The organism is Streptomyces sp. NPDC048337, from assembly GCF_043201175.1.
Lineage (GTDB): Bacteria > Actinomycetota > Actinomycetes > Streptomycetales > Streptomycetaceae > Streptomyces.
The window spans coordinates 1-13,784 of the sequence record NZ_JBICYR010000033.1 but is presented as its reverse complement, the minus strand read 5'-3'; the positions used below and the strand labels follow the sequence as shown (position 1 = coordinate 13,784).

The window sequence follows — 13,784 nt, the reverse complement described above, 5'->3', positions numbered from 1 at the left end:
CCGCTCAGTCCTGCCCGTAACGCGGGTCAACGGTCTCGGGGGACAGCCCCAGCAACTCCGCGACCTGCTCCACGACGATCTCGTGCACGAGCAGCGCCTTCTCGTCCCGCGACTTCGTCCGGATCTCCACCGGCCGCCGGAAGACCACGATCCGGGCCGGCCGGCCGTCACGGGCCTCGTGCAGCCCGCCCAACGGCACCGCCTCGTCGTTCCAGCCGCCGTCGGGCCCGCCCGGCGGCCCCGGCACGTCACCGACGAGGAACTCCACGTCGGCCAGTTGCGGCCAGCGCCGCTCCAACCGCTCCACGGAATCCCGTACGAGGTCCCCGAACAGCTCCGCCCGGCTCGCGGACAGCGGCACCTGCGGGGGCGCCACCGGCCCCCGCATCCCGCGCCCGTGCCGGTCCCGGCGACGCGGGCGCGGCTCGGCGGGGGCCCCCACGGGGGGCTCGGCGGGGCGGGGAGGCAGGGGGCTGTCGGTCACCCCCGCAGGGTAGCCCTCGGCACGACACGGGGGAGTGAGCGGCAGGAGAGTCGTCGCGGCCCGGTCAAGAGTGCGGTACCGTCCAACGTCGTGAGCCTTGTACGTCGCTGTTCGCGCACCGCGTGCGGCCGCCCTGCCGTCGCGACACTGACGTACGTCTACGCCGATTCGACCGCAGTTCTCGGCCCGCTCGCCACGTACGCCGAACCCCACTGCTACGACCTGTGTGCCGAGCACTCGGAGCGCCTGACCGCACCGCGCGGCTGGGAGGTCGTCCGTCTCTCCGACGGGTCGGCCCCGTCGCGCCCCAGTGGCGACGACCTCGAAGCCCTCGCCAACGCCGTACGCGAAGCCGCCCGCCCGCCCGAGCGCGCGGCCGAGGCGGGAGGGTCCGGCCCGAACGGCCCGTCCACCGGCGAGACGCGTCGCGGACACCTCCGCGTCCTGAGATCGCCCGATTCCTGACGCCCTGATCATCTGAAGAGCCGCTCCGGGTTCGATGTAGGTTTGCCGGACCGCATGGAACCTTCAGGAGGGCAGGCAGTGGCCGCAGATCTTTCGAACATCGTCAAGGCGTATGACGTGCGTGGCGTCGTGCCGGACGAGTGGGACGAGTCGTTGGCGGAGCTGTTCGGTGCCGCATTCGTGGAGGTCACGGGTGCTGCGGCGATCGTGGTGGGCCATGACATGCGTCCCTCGTCGCCGGGTCTGTCGGCGGCGTTCGCGCGGGGCGCGGCGGCCCGCGGTGTGGACGTGACGCTGATCGGTCTGTGCTCGACGGATCAGCTGTATTACGCGTCGGGGTCGCTGGACCTGCCGGGTGCGATGTTCACGGCGTCGCACAATCCGGCCCGGTACAACGGGATCAAGCTGTGCCGGGCGGGTGCGGCGCCGGTGGGTCAGGACACGGGTCTGTCGCAGATCCGTGAGCTGGTGGAGGAGTGGTCGCAGGAGGGTGCCCCGGCGATCGCGGCCGGGACCACTCCGGGCACGGTCACGGAGCAGGACACCCTGGCCGGTTACGCGGCGCACCTGAAGTCACTGGTGGATCTGTCGGTGATCCGCCCGCTGAAGGTGGTGGTGGACGCGGGCAACGGGATGGGCGGTCACACGGTTCCCACGGTCTTCGAGGGCCTGCCCCTCGATGTGGTCTCGATGTTCTTCGAGCTGGACGGCACGTTCCCGAACCACGAGGCGAATCCGCTGGACCCGAAGAACATCGTGGACCTCCAGGCCCGGGTGATCGCCGAGGGTGCGGATCTGGGTATCGCGTTCGACGGGGACGCGGACCGTTGTTTCATCGTGGACGAGCGGGGCGAGGGTGTGTCCCCGTCCGCGATCACGGCGCTGGTCGCGGCGCGTGAGCTGGCGCGCAACGGGGGTACGGGCACGGTGATCCACAACCTGATCACCTCGTGGTCGGTTCCGGAGGTTGTCAGGGAGCACGGCGGCACCCCGGTCCGTACCCGGGTGGGGCATTCCTTCATCAAGGAGGAGATGGCCAAGACGGGTGCGATTTTCGGTGGTGAGCACTCGGCGCACTACTACTTCAAGGATTTCTGGAACGCGGACACGGGGATGCTGGCGGCGCTGCACGTGCTGGCCGCCCTGGGCGGGCAGGACGGCCCGCTGTCGGGCCTGGTGGCCTCCTACGACCGTTATGCGGGTTCGGGGGAGATCAACTCGACGGTCGCGGACCAGGCGGCCCGCCTGGCGGCGGTGAAGGCCAGGTTCGGGGGCCGGGATGACGTCACCCTGGACGAACTCGACGGCCTGACGGTCACGGGGGCGGACTGGTGGTTCAACGTCCGCGCCTCCAACACCGAGCCCCTCCTGCGCCTGAACGTCGAGGCCCGTGACGAGGAGACCCTGTCCAAGATCCGCGACGAGGCCCTCACCCTCATCCGCGCCTGATCCACCGGACCGGGGCTGGGCCGCACGCCGCGCAACCCAGCCCCGCCGGCGTTTGAGGCGCGGGGTCCGGGGCGGAGCCCCGATTCTTGAGCCGCACCTGTGAACCAAGGGCAGATCCAGCCCCGCCGGCGTTTGAGGCGCGGGTCCGGGCGGAGCCCGGTGCCCGGCGGAGCCGGGTTTCCCTGGGGCGGAGCCCCGGACCGACCCCGCACCAAGACCCCGCAGGCCACACCGCAGGTGACTCGGCACCGAAGGTGACTCGGCGGTACGCTGACCACGCCCCACCCGCACCCCCGAAGGGAACCCGCCCCATGCCGCTCGAAGCCGGTCTGCTGGAGATCCTCGCCTGCCCCGCCTGCCACTCGCCCCTCGAGGACAAGTCGGCCGACGAGACGGCCCCCGAGCTGATCTGCACCGGCCAGGACTGTGGCCTCGCCTACCCCGTTCGTGACGGCATCCCGGTCCTCCTCGTGGACGAGGCCCGCCGCCCCGCCTGATCCGCGGCACAAGCAGCGCAGCGCAGCGCAGACGCAGACTGGTTCCGTCACACAACAGCCGGAGGCCGCCATGCTCGACGAGTCGCTCCTCGACGCACCGGACGATCTCGCCCGCGCCGACCGGCGGGGCCTTCTTCGAGGCGCCGCAGAGGCCGGCGCCAGAGTCCGCACCGCGGCCCGGCACGCGGCCGAAGCGGGCCTCGGCGACCTGCGCCCCGACGGCCGCCCCCGCGCCGTCCTGATCGCGGGCCCCGGCACCGCCGCCACCGGCGTCGCCGACCTGCTCGGCGCCCTCGCCGGAGCCTCCGCGCCCGTCACCCGCCTGCACCCCACCGGCGTCGCGCACGCCGCAGGCGCCCTGCGCTGGGCCCTGCCCGGCTGGGCCGGCCCCGTCGACCTGCTGCTCATCGCCACCACCGACGGCACCGAGCCCGGCCTCGGCGTCCTCGCCGAACAGGCCTACCGGCGCGGCTGCACCGTCGTCGCCGTCGCCCCCGAGCGCTCACCGCTGAGCGAGGCGGTGGACGGCGCGCACGGGCTCCTCGTACCGATGGCCAAGGCCCCCTACCAGGAGTACGACGAGTCCGCCGCGGCCGGACCGGGAGCCCTGTGGGCCCTGCTGACGCCCCTCCTCCTGCTCCTCGACAAGGTCGGCCTGATCACCGCCGCCCCCGACACCCTCCAGCTCGTCGCCGACCGGCTCGACCGCACCGCCGAGCGCTGCGGCCCCGCCATCGCCACCTACTCCAACCCGGCCAAGACGCTCGCGGCCGAGCTGGCCGACTCCCTCCCGCTCATCTGGAGCGAGGGCGAAGGCGCGGGCCCCGCGGGCCGCCGCTTCGCCGCCACCCTCGCCGAGCTCGCCGGCCGCCCCGCACTGGCCGCCGCGCTCCCCGAGGCGCTCCCCGCCCACGGAGTCCTGCTCTCCGGCTCGTTCGCCGCCGGTGCCGATCCCGAAGATTTCTTCCGTGACCGGGTCGAAGAGCCCCAGGCTCTGCGCGCCCGAGTCGTCCTGCTGCGTGACCGGCCGACGGGCGGCCTCACCGCCGCCCCCGCCGCACGTGAACTCGCCCTCAGCCACGACACGGCCATCAGCGAGCTCGAACCGGAGGAGGGCGTGGAGCTGGAACAGCTCGCCGAACTCCTCGCCGTCACGGATTTCGCCACCGCCTACCTGGCGTTGGCCTCCGGGGGACACAGCTGAGGTACACCCCCGTGCCCGGCGCTATCCAGGAAGACGACGATGGACCGCCTGACCAACACCATTCGCCCCTACGCCTGGGGATCGACCACCGCCATTCCGAAGCTGTTCGGCGTCGAACCCACCGGTGAACCCCAGGCCGAGATGTGGATGGGAGCCCACTCCGGCGCCCCCTCCCGCATCGACCGCGGCAACGGTGAGACGGCCCTCTCGGACGTCATCGCCGCCGACCCCGACGGCGAGTTGGGCGCGGCCACCGTCGCCAAGTTCGGCACGCGGCTGCCCTTCCTCTTCAAAGTGCTCGCGGCCGGCGCCCCCCTCTCCCTCCAGGTCCACCCCGACCGGGCCCAGGCCCGGGCGGGATTCGAGGACGAGGAGCGCCGCGGGGTCCCGATCGACGCGGCCCACCGCAACTACAAGGACCCCAACCACAAGCCCGAAATGCTGTGCGCGCTCACCCCGTTCGACGGACTGTGCGGCTTCCGCCCCCCGCAGCAGGCCGCCGATCTGATCGAGGGCCTGGGCGTCCGCTCGCTCAAGCCGTACGCAGACCTGCTGCGCGCCCACCCCGAGGACGCCGCGCTGCGCGAGGTGCTGACCGCCGTACTGACCGCGGACCGCGAGGAGATGGCCCACACCGTCACCGAAGCCGCGGCCGCCGCCGAACGCCTGGGCGGCGCGTACACCCCGTACGCCTCCCTGGTCCACGACTACCCGGGCGACCCGGGCGTCATCGCGGCCATGCTGCTCAACCCCTTCCGGCTCCAGCCCGGCGAGGCGGTGTTCCTCGGCGCGGGAGTCCCGCACGCCTACGTCCAGGGCCTCGGCGTCGAGCTGCTCGCCAACTCCGACAACGTGCTGCGCGCCGGGCTCACCCCCAAGCACGTGGACGTGCCCGAGCTGCTGAAGATCGTGAAGTTCGAGCCGGGGGACCCGCACGTCCTGCGCCCCGAGGGTGACGGCGAGGAGGTCTACGAGACCCCCATCGACGAATTCCGGCTCTCCCGCTTCGTCCTGCCTCCGGGCGCGGCCCCCCGGAGCCTCCCGGCGGACACCCCGCAGATCCTCCTCTGCACCTCGGGCTCCCCCAGGCTCGGCGAACTGACCCTGGCCCCCGGCGAGTCGGTCTGGGTCCGGGCAGGCGAAAAGTCCGAACTGTTCGGTACTGGCACTGTTTTCCGCGCCACCGTGGTGATCTGACGTAGCGTCCGCCGTGACGGCTGCAACAATGTGCGGCCGTAGTCAGTGGCTAGGAAGGACACCCTGCACCCATGAGCGCGTCGGGCGGTACCAAGGCGATCGTGGCGGCACTCGCCGCCAACCTCGCCATCGCTGTAGCCAAATTCGTGGCGTTCCTCTTCAGCGGCTCCTCGTCGATGCTCGCGGAAAGCGTCCACTCGGTGGCGGACTCCGGGAACCAGGGCCTGCTGCTCCTCGGCGGGAAGAAGGCCCAGCGCGAGGCCACCCCGCAACACCCCTTCGGGTACGGGCGCGAGCGCTACATCTACGCCTTCCTCGTCTCCATCGTGCTGTTCTCGGTCGGCGGCATGTTCGCGATCTACGAGGGCTACGAGAAGATCAAGCACCCGCACGAGATCGAGGCGTGGTACTGGCCGGTCGGCGTCCTCGTCTTCGCGATCATCGCCGAGTCCTTCTCCTTCCGTACGGCCATCAAGGAGTCGAACGAGACCCGCGGCTCGCTGTCGTGGGGCCAGTACATCAAGCGGGCCAAGGCCCCCGAGCTCCCGGTGGTCCTGCTGGAGGACCTCGGCGCGCTCGTCGGCCTGGTCCTGGCCCTCGGCGGCGTCGGCCTCGCCCTGCTGACCGGCAACGGAGTCTGGGACGGCATCGGCACCCTGTGCATCGGTGTGCTGCTGATCATCATCGCGGTCATCCTGGCCGCGGAGACCAAGTCCCTGCTGCTCGGCGAGGCCGCCGGCACCGAAGAGGTCGAGAAGATCAAGGCAGCCGTGGTCGACGGGGACACCGTCACCCGCGTGATCCACATGCGCACCCTGCACCTCGGCCCCGAGGAGCTCCTGGTCGCCGCCAAGATCGCCGTCCAGCACGACGACACCGCGGCGGAAGTGGCGAACGCGATCAACGCCGCCGAGGCCCGCATCCGCGAGGCCGTCCCGATCGCCCGCGTGATCTACCTGGAGCCGGACATCTACCGCCCGGACGCCGTCAAGTAGTCCACGGACGTACGAAGGCCCCCGCGGGCAGCGGCCCGCGGGGGCCTTCGTACGTCCTACGGCTGCTGCCCCGGCGGAGGCTCGACGCTCGTGGCCCCCCACACGGGCTGCGCGTACGCCACGGGCCTGCGCCGCCGCACCACCAGCGCGGCGATCCCCAGTCCGATGCCCACGAGGAGGACGGCCGTCCCGGCGGTCATGGCCAGACCGAGTCCCACCTGCACCGCGCCCTCCCGGTCCTCCTCGATCCCGGTCAGGGCCGACACCGGCAGCGTCCCCCCGTTGCTGTCCGGGTGGAAGCGGGAGTCCGCCGAGTTGCCGCGGTTGTCACCCAGGATGAAGACCCGGCCCTGCGGCACCGTGACGTCGAAGCGCATCCCGCCGGCCCCGGGGGCGCCGTTCAGCACGTAGGGCTCGTCGAGCGGCTGCCCGTTGAGGGACCCGGAGGGGGTGGTTCGGGGCCCGAGGGGAGGACGGGGGAGCTAGCTGATCTCGCGCAGCACGTCCAGGATCGCCGCCTCGTCCGCAGCCGACTGGAGCCGCTCCCGGAAGCCGGTGTCCATCAGCTTGCGGGACAGCAGCGCCAGGATCCGCAGGTGCTCGTCCCCGGCCGCGGCCTCCGGCACCGAGATCATGAAGACCAGCCGCGCCTTCGTCCCGTCCAGCGCACCCCACTCGATGCCCTCGTCCGACCGGGCGAAGCCCACCGTGGGCCGGCTGACCGCGTCCGTCTTGGCGTGCGGGATCGCGATCGACTCGCCGAGGCCCGTCGTGCCCTGCGCCTCCCGCGCGAGGGCGACCCGTACGAGCTCGTCCACGTCCCGGACGTTGCCGGTGGTGGCCAGCATCTCCGCCATCTCGCGGATCGCGGCCTCCTTGGAGTCCGAGACCAGCTCCGTCTTGACGGTCTGCTCGGTCAGGTACCCGGAGAGCACCTCCTCCGGCTGCGCGGCCGGAGCGGCGGCCGCCGCTCCGGGCGCGGCCTGCGCCCGTACGGCCGTGCCGACGGAACCGGAACCCGCTCCGGCGCCGACACCCGCGCCCACACCGGCCAGTACCGGCTCGGGCGACACGGGCACCTGCGGGGCAGCCCCGCGGTTCTTGCGCTCCTTGATGTCGATCAGTGCGTTCGTCGTCAGCGCGGTCACCACCGTGCCCACCGCGATCGCGATCAGGAACCAGGCCCAGCCGCTGATCGCGCCCAGCGCGGCCACGATCGGACCGCCGTGCGGCACGTGGTCCCCCACGCCCGCCACACCGGCGATCGCACCGGCCACCGCGCCGCCCAGCATGTTCGCCGGGATCACGATCGCCGGCCGCGCCGCGGCGAACGGGATGGCGCCCTCGGAGATGCCGAACATGCCCATGAACAGCGCGGCCATGCCCGTGTCACGCTCCTGCTCGGAGTACAGCTGGCGCCGCAGCACCGTCGCCAGACCCTGGCCGAGCGGCATCACCGGGATGGCAGCCGCGCACATGCCCATGACGGCGTAGTTGCCGGAGGCGATGAGGCCCGTACCGAAGAGGAAGGCGGTCTTGTTGACCGGCCCGCCCATGTCGAAGGCGATCATCAGGCCGAGGAGGGCGCCGAGCAGGATCGCACTGGTGCCGGTCATGCCGGACAGCCAGCTGGTGAGGCTCTCGAAGACCCAGGAGATCGGCCTGCCGATGACGTAGATGAAGAACAGGCCGAGCGCCGTCGTCGCCACGATCGGGATCACGATGATCGGCATGATCGGCTGGACGACCTTGGGGACGTTGACCTTCTTGATCCACAGGACCAGATAACCCGCCAGGAAACCCGTCACGATCGCGCCGATGAACCCGGCACCCGACTTGGAGTCGTAGAGCGCGCCGGTGTTGGCGATGAAGCCGCCGATCATGCCGGGCACGAGCGCGGGCCGGTCGCCGATGGCGTACGCGATGTAGCCGGACAGGATCGGGATCATCAGGGTGAAGCCCAGCACGCCGATCTGGAAGACGTGGTCCCAGAAGGTGCCCGGGGTGACCGCGTACCCCTCGGCCGTGGCGTGACCGCCCAGCGCCAGCGAGATCGCGATCAGCAGACCGCCGACCACCACGAAGGGGATCATGTACGAGACGCCGTTCATCAGCGCCTTGTACGCGAGGCTGCGCTCCTTGCCGCCGCCCCCGGAACCGGCCGCCGCGGCCGTCCCACTCTGCACGGGCGCGCTCTGCACGCGCTCGATCAGCTCCTCCGGCTTGTGGATGCCGTCGGCGACACCGGTGGACAGGACCCGCTTGCCCGCGAAGCGCGCGCGGTCGACCTCCTTGTCCGCGGCGATGATGATGCCGTCCGCCTCTCTGACATCGTTGTCAGAGAGCACGTTCTCGGCGCCGATGGATCCCTGCGTCTCCACCTTCATGTCGACACCGAGGCGCTCGGCGGCCTGCTGGAGCTTCTCCGCGGCCATGTAGGTGTGCGCGATCCCCGTGGGGCACGCGGTCACGGCGAGCAGCTTCAGGCGCTTCTGCCCTCCCCCAGACTCCGTCTGGGAGGTGCCCCCAACGCCCCCGCCTACGGGAGGGCCTGCCGGACTGGTCACGGAAATCTCCTTCACGCCAATGGGCCTGCGGGATCGCGCAAGTGTTCCGATCCACCGGCATCCTTCCCCAGGTAAGGGCTGGATCAAAAGTCCGAAAGGCCCTAAACCTGCCCGCCGGAGGACCTGAAACCGCTCCGCGACTTGGTCTCCGATCAACTGGGGCAGGCTCCGCCGATCGGTGTAGATTCGTCATCAGTGTCAGACGTCGCTGCTGATGGCAGTTGGGCGGTCTTCGCGACCGGCCGAGGGGAGAGAGGGCCTCCGACGGACTGTGCTCGGTGCTCCGTCCCCAGGACGGCGCACGGCTCAGCCGTACCCACCCCTCTCGAACCACGAGGAGCAGCACGCATGGACTTCAAGGTCGCAGACCTTTCCCTTGCCGCTTTCGGCCGCAAGGAGATCACGCTGGCCGAGCACGAGATGCCGGGCCTGATGTCGATCCGCGCCGAGTACGCGGAGGCCCAGCCCCTGGCCGGCGCCCGTATCACCGGCTCCCTGCACATGACCGTGCAGACCGCCGTGCTCATCGAGACCCTCGTCGCGCTCGGCGCCGACGTCCGCTGGGCCTCCTGCAACATCTTCTCCACCCAGGACCACGCGGCCGCCGCCATCGCGGTCGGCCCGAACGGCACCCCGGAGAACCCGCAGGGCGTCCCCGTCTTCGCCTGGAAGGGCGAGACGCTGGAGGAGTACTGGTGGTGCACGGAGCAGGCGCTGACCTGGCCGAACACCCCCACCGGCGGCCCGAACATGATCCTCGACGACGGTGGTGACGCCACCCTCCTCGTCCACAAGGGCGTCGAGTTCGAGAAGGCCGGCGCGGCCCCGGACCCGTCCACGGCGGACTCCGAGGAGTACGGCCACATCCTCACCCTGCTGGGCCGCACCCTCGGCGAGACCCCGCAGAAGTGGACGCAGCTCGCGTCCGAGATCCGCGGCGTGACCGAGGAGACCACCACCGGTGTCCACCGCCTCTACGAGATGATGGCCGAGGGCACCCTGCTCTTCCCGGCGATCAACGTGAACGACGCCGTCACCAAGTCGAAGTTCGACAACAAGTACGGCTGCCGCCACTCCCTGATCGACGGCATCAACCGCGCCACCGACGTCCTCATCGGCGGCAAGGTCGCGGTCGTCTGCGGCTACGGCGACGTCGGCAAGGGCTGCGCCGAGTCCCTGCGCGGCCAGGGCGCCCGCGTCATCGTCACCGAGATCGACCCGATCTGCGCCCTGCAGGCCGCCATGGACGGCTACCAGGTCGCCACGCTGGACGACGTCGTCGAGATCGCCGACATCTTCATCACCACGACCGGCAACAAGGACATCATCATGGCCTCGGACATGGCCAAGATGAAGCACCAGGCGATCGTGGGCAACATCGGCCACTTCGACAACGAGATCGACATGGCCGGTCTCGCGAAGATCGAGGGCATCGTCAAGGACGAGGTCAAGCCGCAGGTCCACACCTGGAAGTTCCCCGACGGCAAGGTCCTGATCGTCCTCTCCGAGGGCCGTCTGCTGAACCTGGGCAACGCGACCGGCCACCCGTCCTTCGTCATGTCGAACTCCTTCGCGGACCAGACCCTGGCCCAGATCGAGCTCTTCACGAAGCCGCAGGAGTACCCGACCGACGTCTACGTGCTGCCCAAGCACCTCGACGAGAAGGTCGCCCGCCTCCACCTCGACGCCCTCGGCGTCAAGCTCACCACCCTGCGCCCCGAGCAGGCCGACTACATCGGCGTGGACGTCGAGGGCCCGTACAAGCCGGACCACTACCGCTACTGATCTCCCCGCAGATCCGCAGCACCTCAGTCAGGCCCCCGGCACCCGTGCCGGGGGCCTGCCCCATACGTACGCACGCAAGGACCCAGCCCATGCCCCGCGGCCGCTACTCCCTCCACGATCCGCACGACCACACCCCGCTCGGCGAGGAGCACTTCCACTGCGCCCCCGGCCCTTCCGGCTGGCGCTACGTCTCCCAGCTCACGGCCCCGAACGGCGACCACCGCGGCTCGGTCGACCTGGCCATCGACGAACTCGGCCGCCCCATCCGCCTCGAAGTGAACGCATCGAGCTGGCAGGTCCGCGGGGCCGCCATCGACGGCGTCACCTGGGTCCGCACCGACCCCACGGGCGCCGAGGCCACCGAAGGCAACGTCCGCGCGCCCGGCTTCACCGGCACCTCCCCGGCCTTCCTCATCGCCACGGCCCGCCTGCTCCGCCTGACCCCCGGAGCCCCCGCAACCCGCGTCCGGCTCGTCGCCCTCACCGACCCCGTCCTGGCCCCCCGTACGGTCGACCAGGCGTGGGCCCTGCTGCGACGCGAGGAGCACCCCACCGACAGCGGCCCGCTCCTGGTGGACGAGTACCAGGTCAGCGCCCTGGACACCGGCGAGGTCCACACGATCCACATCGCCGGCGACGTGGTCCTCTCGGCCCCCGGCATCGAGCTCGAACACCTGGAGACCCCGCCCTCGACCTTCGAGGAGTAGCCGCTCAGGCCGGCGGCGCGAACCCGCCGGCGCGCGGAGCCGCCGCGGGAGCCTGCGGCTGTACGGGCGCCACGGGCGCGGCATCCGGCGCCGATGCCCCGACCGGACCCTGGACGTACGGCGCCGCGGCCGGCCCGGGACCGGCGGGCATCGCAGGCATCGCAGGCATGCCGGGAGCCACGGGAGCCACGGGCGCCGCCGGATGCACCGGCCCCATCGCCCCCATCGCCCCCTGGGCGCCCGCGAAGGCCCGGGCCGCGTCCCGCGACTGCCGCTCGTGCACCACGGCCATCAGGAACGCCGCCGCAGGCACCCCCACCGGCGGCAGGGCCCCCGTCCGCGCCACCAGATCGTCCGCGAGCCGCGCCGCCATCGCCGCACCCACCTGCGGATCCAGCTGGTTCATCCGCGTCAGGTACTGCCGTATCGCCAGCCACAGCCCGTCCGGCACCGCCGACAGGTCCAGCCCGCTGAAACGCCCGGCCAGCCACGGCGGCGGCGGAGGCACCGGCATCACCCGCGCCCCCGGCACCCGCTCCCGGATCACGAGCGTCCCCGCGAACACGTCCCCGAGCCGCCGCCCGCGCGCCGACACCAACGAGGCGATGCACGCCACGGACCCGAAGGTCATCAGCAGCTCCACGACCCCCATGGCCCCGCGCACCAGCGCGTGCCGGAACCGGATCGGCCCGCCGTCGTCCCGCACCACCCGCAGCCCGCAGGCGAGCTTGCCCAGCGACCGCCCGTGCGTCAGCGTCTCCACCGCGATCGGCACACCGACCAGCAGCAGGAGGAAGCTCGCCACCGACACCGCCGCCAGGGCGGCCTCGTCCAGCGAGGCCGTCGCGAGCGCCAGCCCGACCGAGAGGAGCAGATACCCGGCGACGTACACGGCCAGGTCGAGGACGATCGCCAGCGCCCGGCTCGGCAGCCTCGCCGGCCTCAACCCCAGGACGACCGCGTCCCCCGTCACCAGATCGCTCACCGCATCACCTTTCACGTGACCTGCCCCGCCCCTTCGGCATCCAGTCTGCCAAGCTGACCACACGTGCAAGAGAGCACTGGCAGGGGACCTGGGGCAGGGGAGCGGCAACCGGATGGATCTCGACGTCTTCGTGGCGGCACACCGCGCGGAATGGGCCCGCCTGGAGCAGCTCCTGGGCCGCGGCCGCAGGCTCACCGGGGCCGAGGCGGACGAGCTCGTCGCCCTCTACCAGCGCACCTCCACCCATCTCTCGCTGATCCAGTCCAGCGCCCCCGACCCCATGCTCACGGGTCGGCTGACCCAGCTGGTCGCCCGCGCCCGCGCCACGGTGACGGGCACCCGCCGCGCCGGCTGGCGCGACGCGGCCCTCTTCTTCACCGTCGGCTTCCCGGCCGCGGTGTACCGCAGCCGCCGCTGGTGGATACCGACCGCCCTGCTCTCGACGGCCCTCGGCGTGCTCATCGGCTGGTGGATAGCCACCCACCCCGAGGTCCAGGGCGCCATCGGGGCCCCGGAGGACCTGAAGGCCCTCACGCGGCCGGGCGGGGAGTACGAGACGTACTACTCCAGCCACCCCGCCGGCTCCTTCGCGGCCCAGGTCTGGACGAACAACGCCCAGGCGGCCGCGATCTGCCTCGTCCTGGGAGCCTTCCTGGGCATCCCCGTCCTCTGGATCCTCTTCCTGAACATGGCCAACCTCGGCGTCGGGCTCGGCCTGATGGCCGCCGCCGGCCGCCTCGACGTCTTCCTCGGCCTGATCCTCCCGCACGGCCTCCTCGAACTGACGGCGGTCTTCGTCGCCGCCGGCACCGGCCTGCGCCTGGGCTGGACGGTCATCGACCCGGGCCCCCGCACCCGCCGCACCGCCCTCGCCGAACAGGGCCGCGCCGCTCTGGGCATGGCCATCGGCCTGGCGGTGGTCCTGTTCGTCTCGGGCCTGATCGAAGGCTTCGTCACCCCCTCCGGCCTGCCCACCTGGGCCCGCATCGCCATCGGCGTCGCCGCGGAAACGGCCTTCCTCCTGTACGTCTACATCCTGGGCGGCCGCGCCTCCCGCACCGGCGAGGCGGGCGACGTGGAGGCCGCGGACCGCACGGCCACGCAGCCCACCGCGGCCTGATGTGCGTACAAGCCTGCTGAGCTGCTAGTCTCCTCGTCGTCCCGCGAAGGCCGTTGACACGGAGCGAGCGGGGAGGTAGATTCGAACGGTTGCCTGGACTGGACAAGCCCAGCAGCGACGGTTTATAATCTTGTCTCGCCCTTGAGATGGAATTGAATTCCACCGGGGCACAATCGACTCTTCATTGAGGATCCGAAGCCGGGGAAATCCGGTGGAGAACTTCTGATAGAGTCTGAATCGCCGGAAAGGGAAAACGCGAAAGCGTAGAACCTGGAAAGCGCCGAGGAAATCGGGCCCGAAAGAGTCTGATAGAGTCGGAAACGCAAGAA

General features: G+C 71.3%; 12 protein-coding genes and 1 pseudogene. 9 read left to right on the top strand and 4 right to left on the bottom strand.

What is annotated here, in order from left to right; all coding sequences use genetic code 11:
* Window positions 1–4: 4 nt before the first annotated feature.
* The gene (locus ACGFYU_RS34395; RefSeq protein ID WP_393831230.1) at window positions 5–484 is read right to left on the bottom strand and encodes a metallopeptidase family protein; all 480 of its coding nucleotides are present in this window, start codon (window positions 482–484) and stop codon (window positions 5–7) included.
* Between the two features lie 90 nt (window positions 485–574).
* On the opposite strand from ACGFYU_RS34395, the gene ACGFYU_RS34390 reads away from it, so the two are divergent.
* The 6 genes from ACGFYU_RS34390 (at window position 575) to ACGFYU_RS34365 (ending at window position 6,291) form a co-directional block, all read left to right on the top strand.
* Window positions 575–949, top strand: coding sequence for a DUF3499 domain-containing protein (locus ACGFYU_RS34390; RefSeq protein WP_393831229.1), 375 nt, complete (start codon window positions 575–577; stop codon window positions 947–949).
* Window positions 950–1,027: 78 nt separating this feature from the next.
* Window positions 1,028–2,398 carry a phosphomannomutase/phosphoglucomutase gene (locus ACGFYU_RS34385; protein ID WP_393831228.1) on the top strand — a complete coding sequence of 457 codons (1,371 nt, stop codon included), beginning with the start codon at window positions 1,028–1,030 and terminating at the stop codon, window positions 2,396–2,398.
* A gap of 311 nt (window positions 2,399–2,709) precedes the next feature.
* Complete coding sequence (locus ACGFYU_RS34380) at window positions 2,710–2,895, top strand: Trm112 family protein (protein WP_037797711.1); 186 nt, start codon at window positions 2,710–2,712, stop codon at window positions 2,893–2,895.
* 70 nt (window positions 2,896–2,965) lie between these two features.
* Entirely contained in the window at window positions 2,966–4,099 is a 1,134-nt protein-coding gene (locus ACGFYU_RS34375; RefSeq protein ID WP_393831227.1) for an SIS domain-containing protein, read from the top strand.
* A gap of 39 nt (window positions 4,100–4,138) precedes the next feature.
* On the top strand, window positions 4,139–5,296 hold the full coding sequence (gene manA, locus ACGFYU_RS34370; protein WP_393831226.1) for a mannose-6-phosphate isomerase, class I: 1,158 nt from the start codon (window positions 4,139–4,141) through the stop codon (window positions 5,294–5,296).
* Between the two features lie 71 nt (window positions 5,297–5,367).
* On the top strand, window positions 5,368–6,291 hold the full coding sequence (locus tag ACGFYU_RS34365) for a cation diffusion facilitator family transporter (protein ID WP_393831225.1): 924 nt from the start codon (window positions 5,368–5,370) through the stop codon (window positions 6,289–6,291).
* A 56-nt stretch (window positions 6,292–6,347) separates the two neighbouring features.
* Here ACGFYU_RS34365 and ACGFYU_RS34360 read toward each other — a convergent pair.
* Window positions 6,348–6,713 (bottom strand): annotated as a pseudogene (locus tag ACGFYU_RS34360) (S26 family signal peptidase); the annotation flags it as partial.
* Between the two features lie 60 nt (window positions 6,714–6,773).
* The gene (locus ACGFYU_RS34355; protein ID WP_393831224.1) at window positions 6,774–8,858 is read right to left on the bottom strand and encodes a fructose-specific PTS transporter subunit EIIC; all 2,085 of its coding nucleotides are present in this window, start codon (window positions 8,856–8,858) and stop codon (window positions 6,774–6,776) included.
* Window positions 8,859–9,206: 348 nt separating this feature from the next.
* Here ACGFYU_RS34355 and ahcY point away from each other — a divergent pair, with 348 nt between their 5' ends.
* The gene (gene ahcY / locus ACGFYU_RS34350; RefSeq protein ID WP_393831223.1) at window positions 9,207–10,643 is read left to right on the top strand and encodes an adenosylhomocysteinase; all 1,437 of its coding nucleotides are present in this window, start codon (window positions 9,207–9,209) and stop codon (window positions 10,641–10,643) included.
* 89 nt (window positions 10,644–10,732) lie between these two features.
* Entirely contained in the window at window positions 10,733–11,350 is a 618-nt protein-coding gene (locus ACGFYU_RS34345) for a hypothetical protein (protein ID WP_393831222.1), read from the top strand.
* A 4-nt stretch (window positions 11,351–11,354) separates the two neighbouring features.
* Here ACGFYU_RS34345 and ACGFYU_RS34340 read toward each other — a convergent pair whose 3' ends face one another.
* Window positions 11,355–12,335: an RDD family protein gene (locus ACGFYU_RS34340; RefSeq protein ID WP_393831221.1), complete on the bottom strand. Its 981-nt coding sequence runs from the start codon at window positions 12,333–12,335 to the stop codon at window positions 11,355–11,357.
* A 112-nt stretch (window positions 12,336–12,447) separates the two neighbouring features.
* Here ACGFYU_RS34340 and ACGFYU_RS34335 point away from each other — a divergent pair, with 112 nt between their 5' ends.
* Window positions 12,448–13,455 carry a stage II sporulation protein M gene (locus ACGFYU_RS34335; protein WP_393831220.1) on the top strand — a complete coding sequence of 336 codons (1,008 nt, stop codon included), beginning with the start codon at window positions 12,448–12,450 and terminating at the stop codon, window positions 13,453–13,455.
* Window positions 13,456–13,784: the final 329 nt, after the last annotated feature.

Bases quoted from the DNA above. Each gene is read 5' to 3' on its own strand.
- ACGFYU_RS34345 (WP_393831222.1), top strand. From the start codon at position 10,733: ATGCCCCGCGGCCGCTACTCCCTCCACGATCCGCACGACCACACCCCG.
- ACGFYU_RS34380 (WP_037797711.1), top strand. From the start codon at position 2,710: ATGCCGCTCGAAGCCGGTCTGCTGGAGATCCTCGCCTGCCCCGCCTGC.
- manA (WP_393831226.1), top strand. From the start codon at position 4,139: ATGGACCGCCTGACCAACACCATTCGCCCCTACGCCTGGGGATCGACC.
- ACGFYU_RS34375 (WP_393831227.1), top strand. From the start codon at position 2,966: ATGCTCGACGAGTCGCTCCTCGACGCACCGGACGATCTCGCCCGCGCC.
- ACGFYU_RS34365 (WP_393831225.1), top strand. From the start codon at position 5,368: ATGAGCGCGTCGGGCGGTACCAAGGCGATCGTGGCGGCACTCGCCGCC.
- ahcY (WP_393831223.1), top strand. From the start codon at position 9,207: ATGGACTTCAAGGTCGCAGACCTTTCCCTTGCCGCTTTCGGCCGCAAG.
- ACGFYU_RS34335 (WP_393831220.1), top strand. From the start codon at position 12,448: ATGGATCTCGACGTCTTCGTGGCGGCACACCGCGCGGAATGGGCCCGC.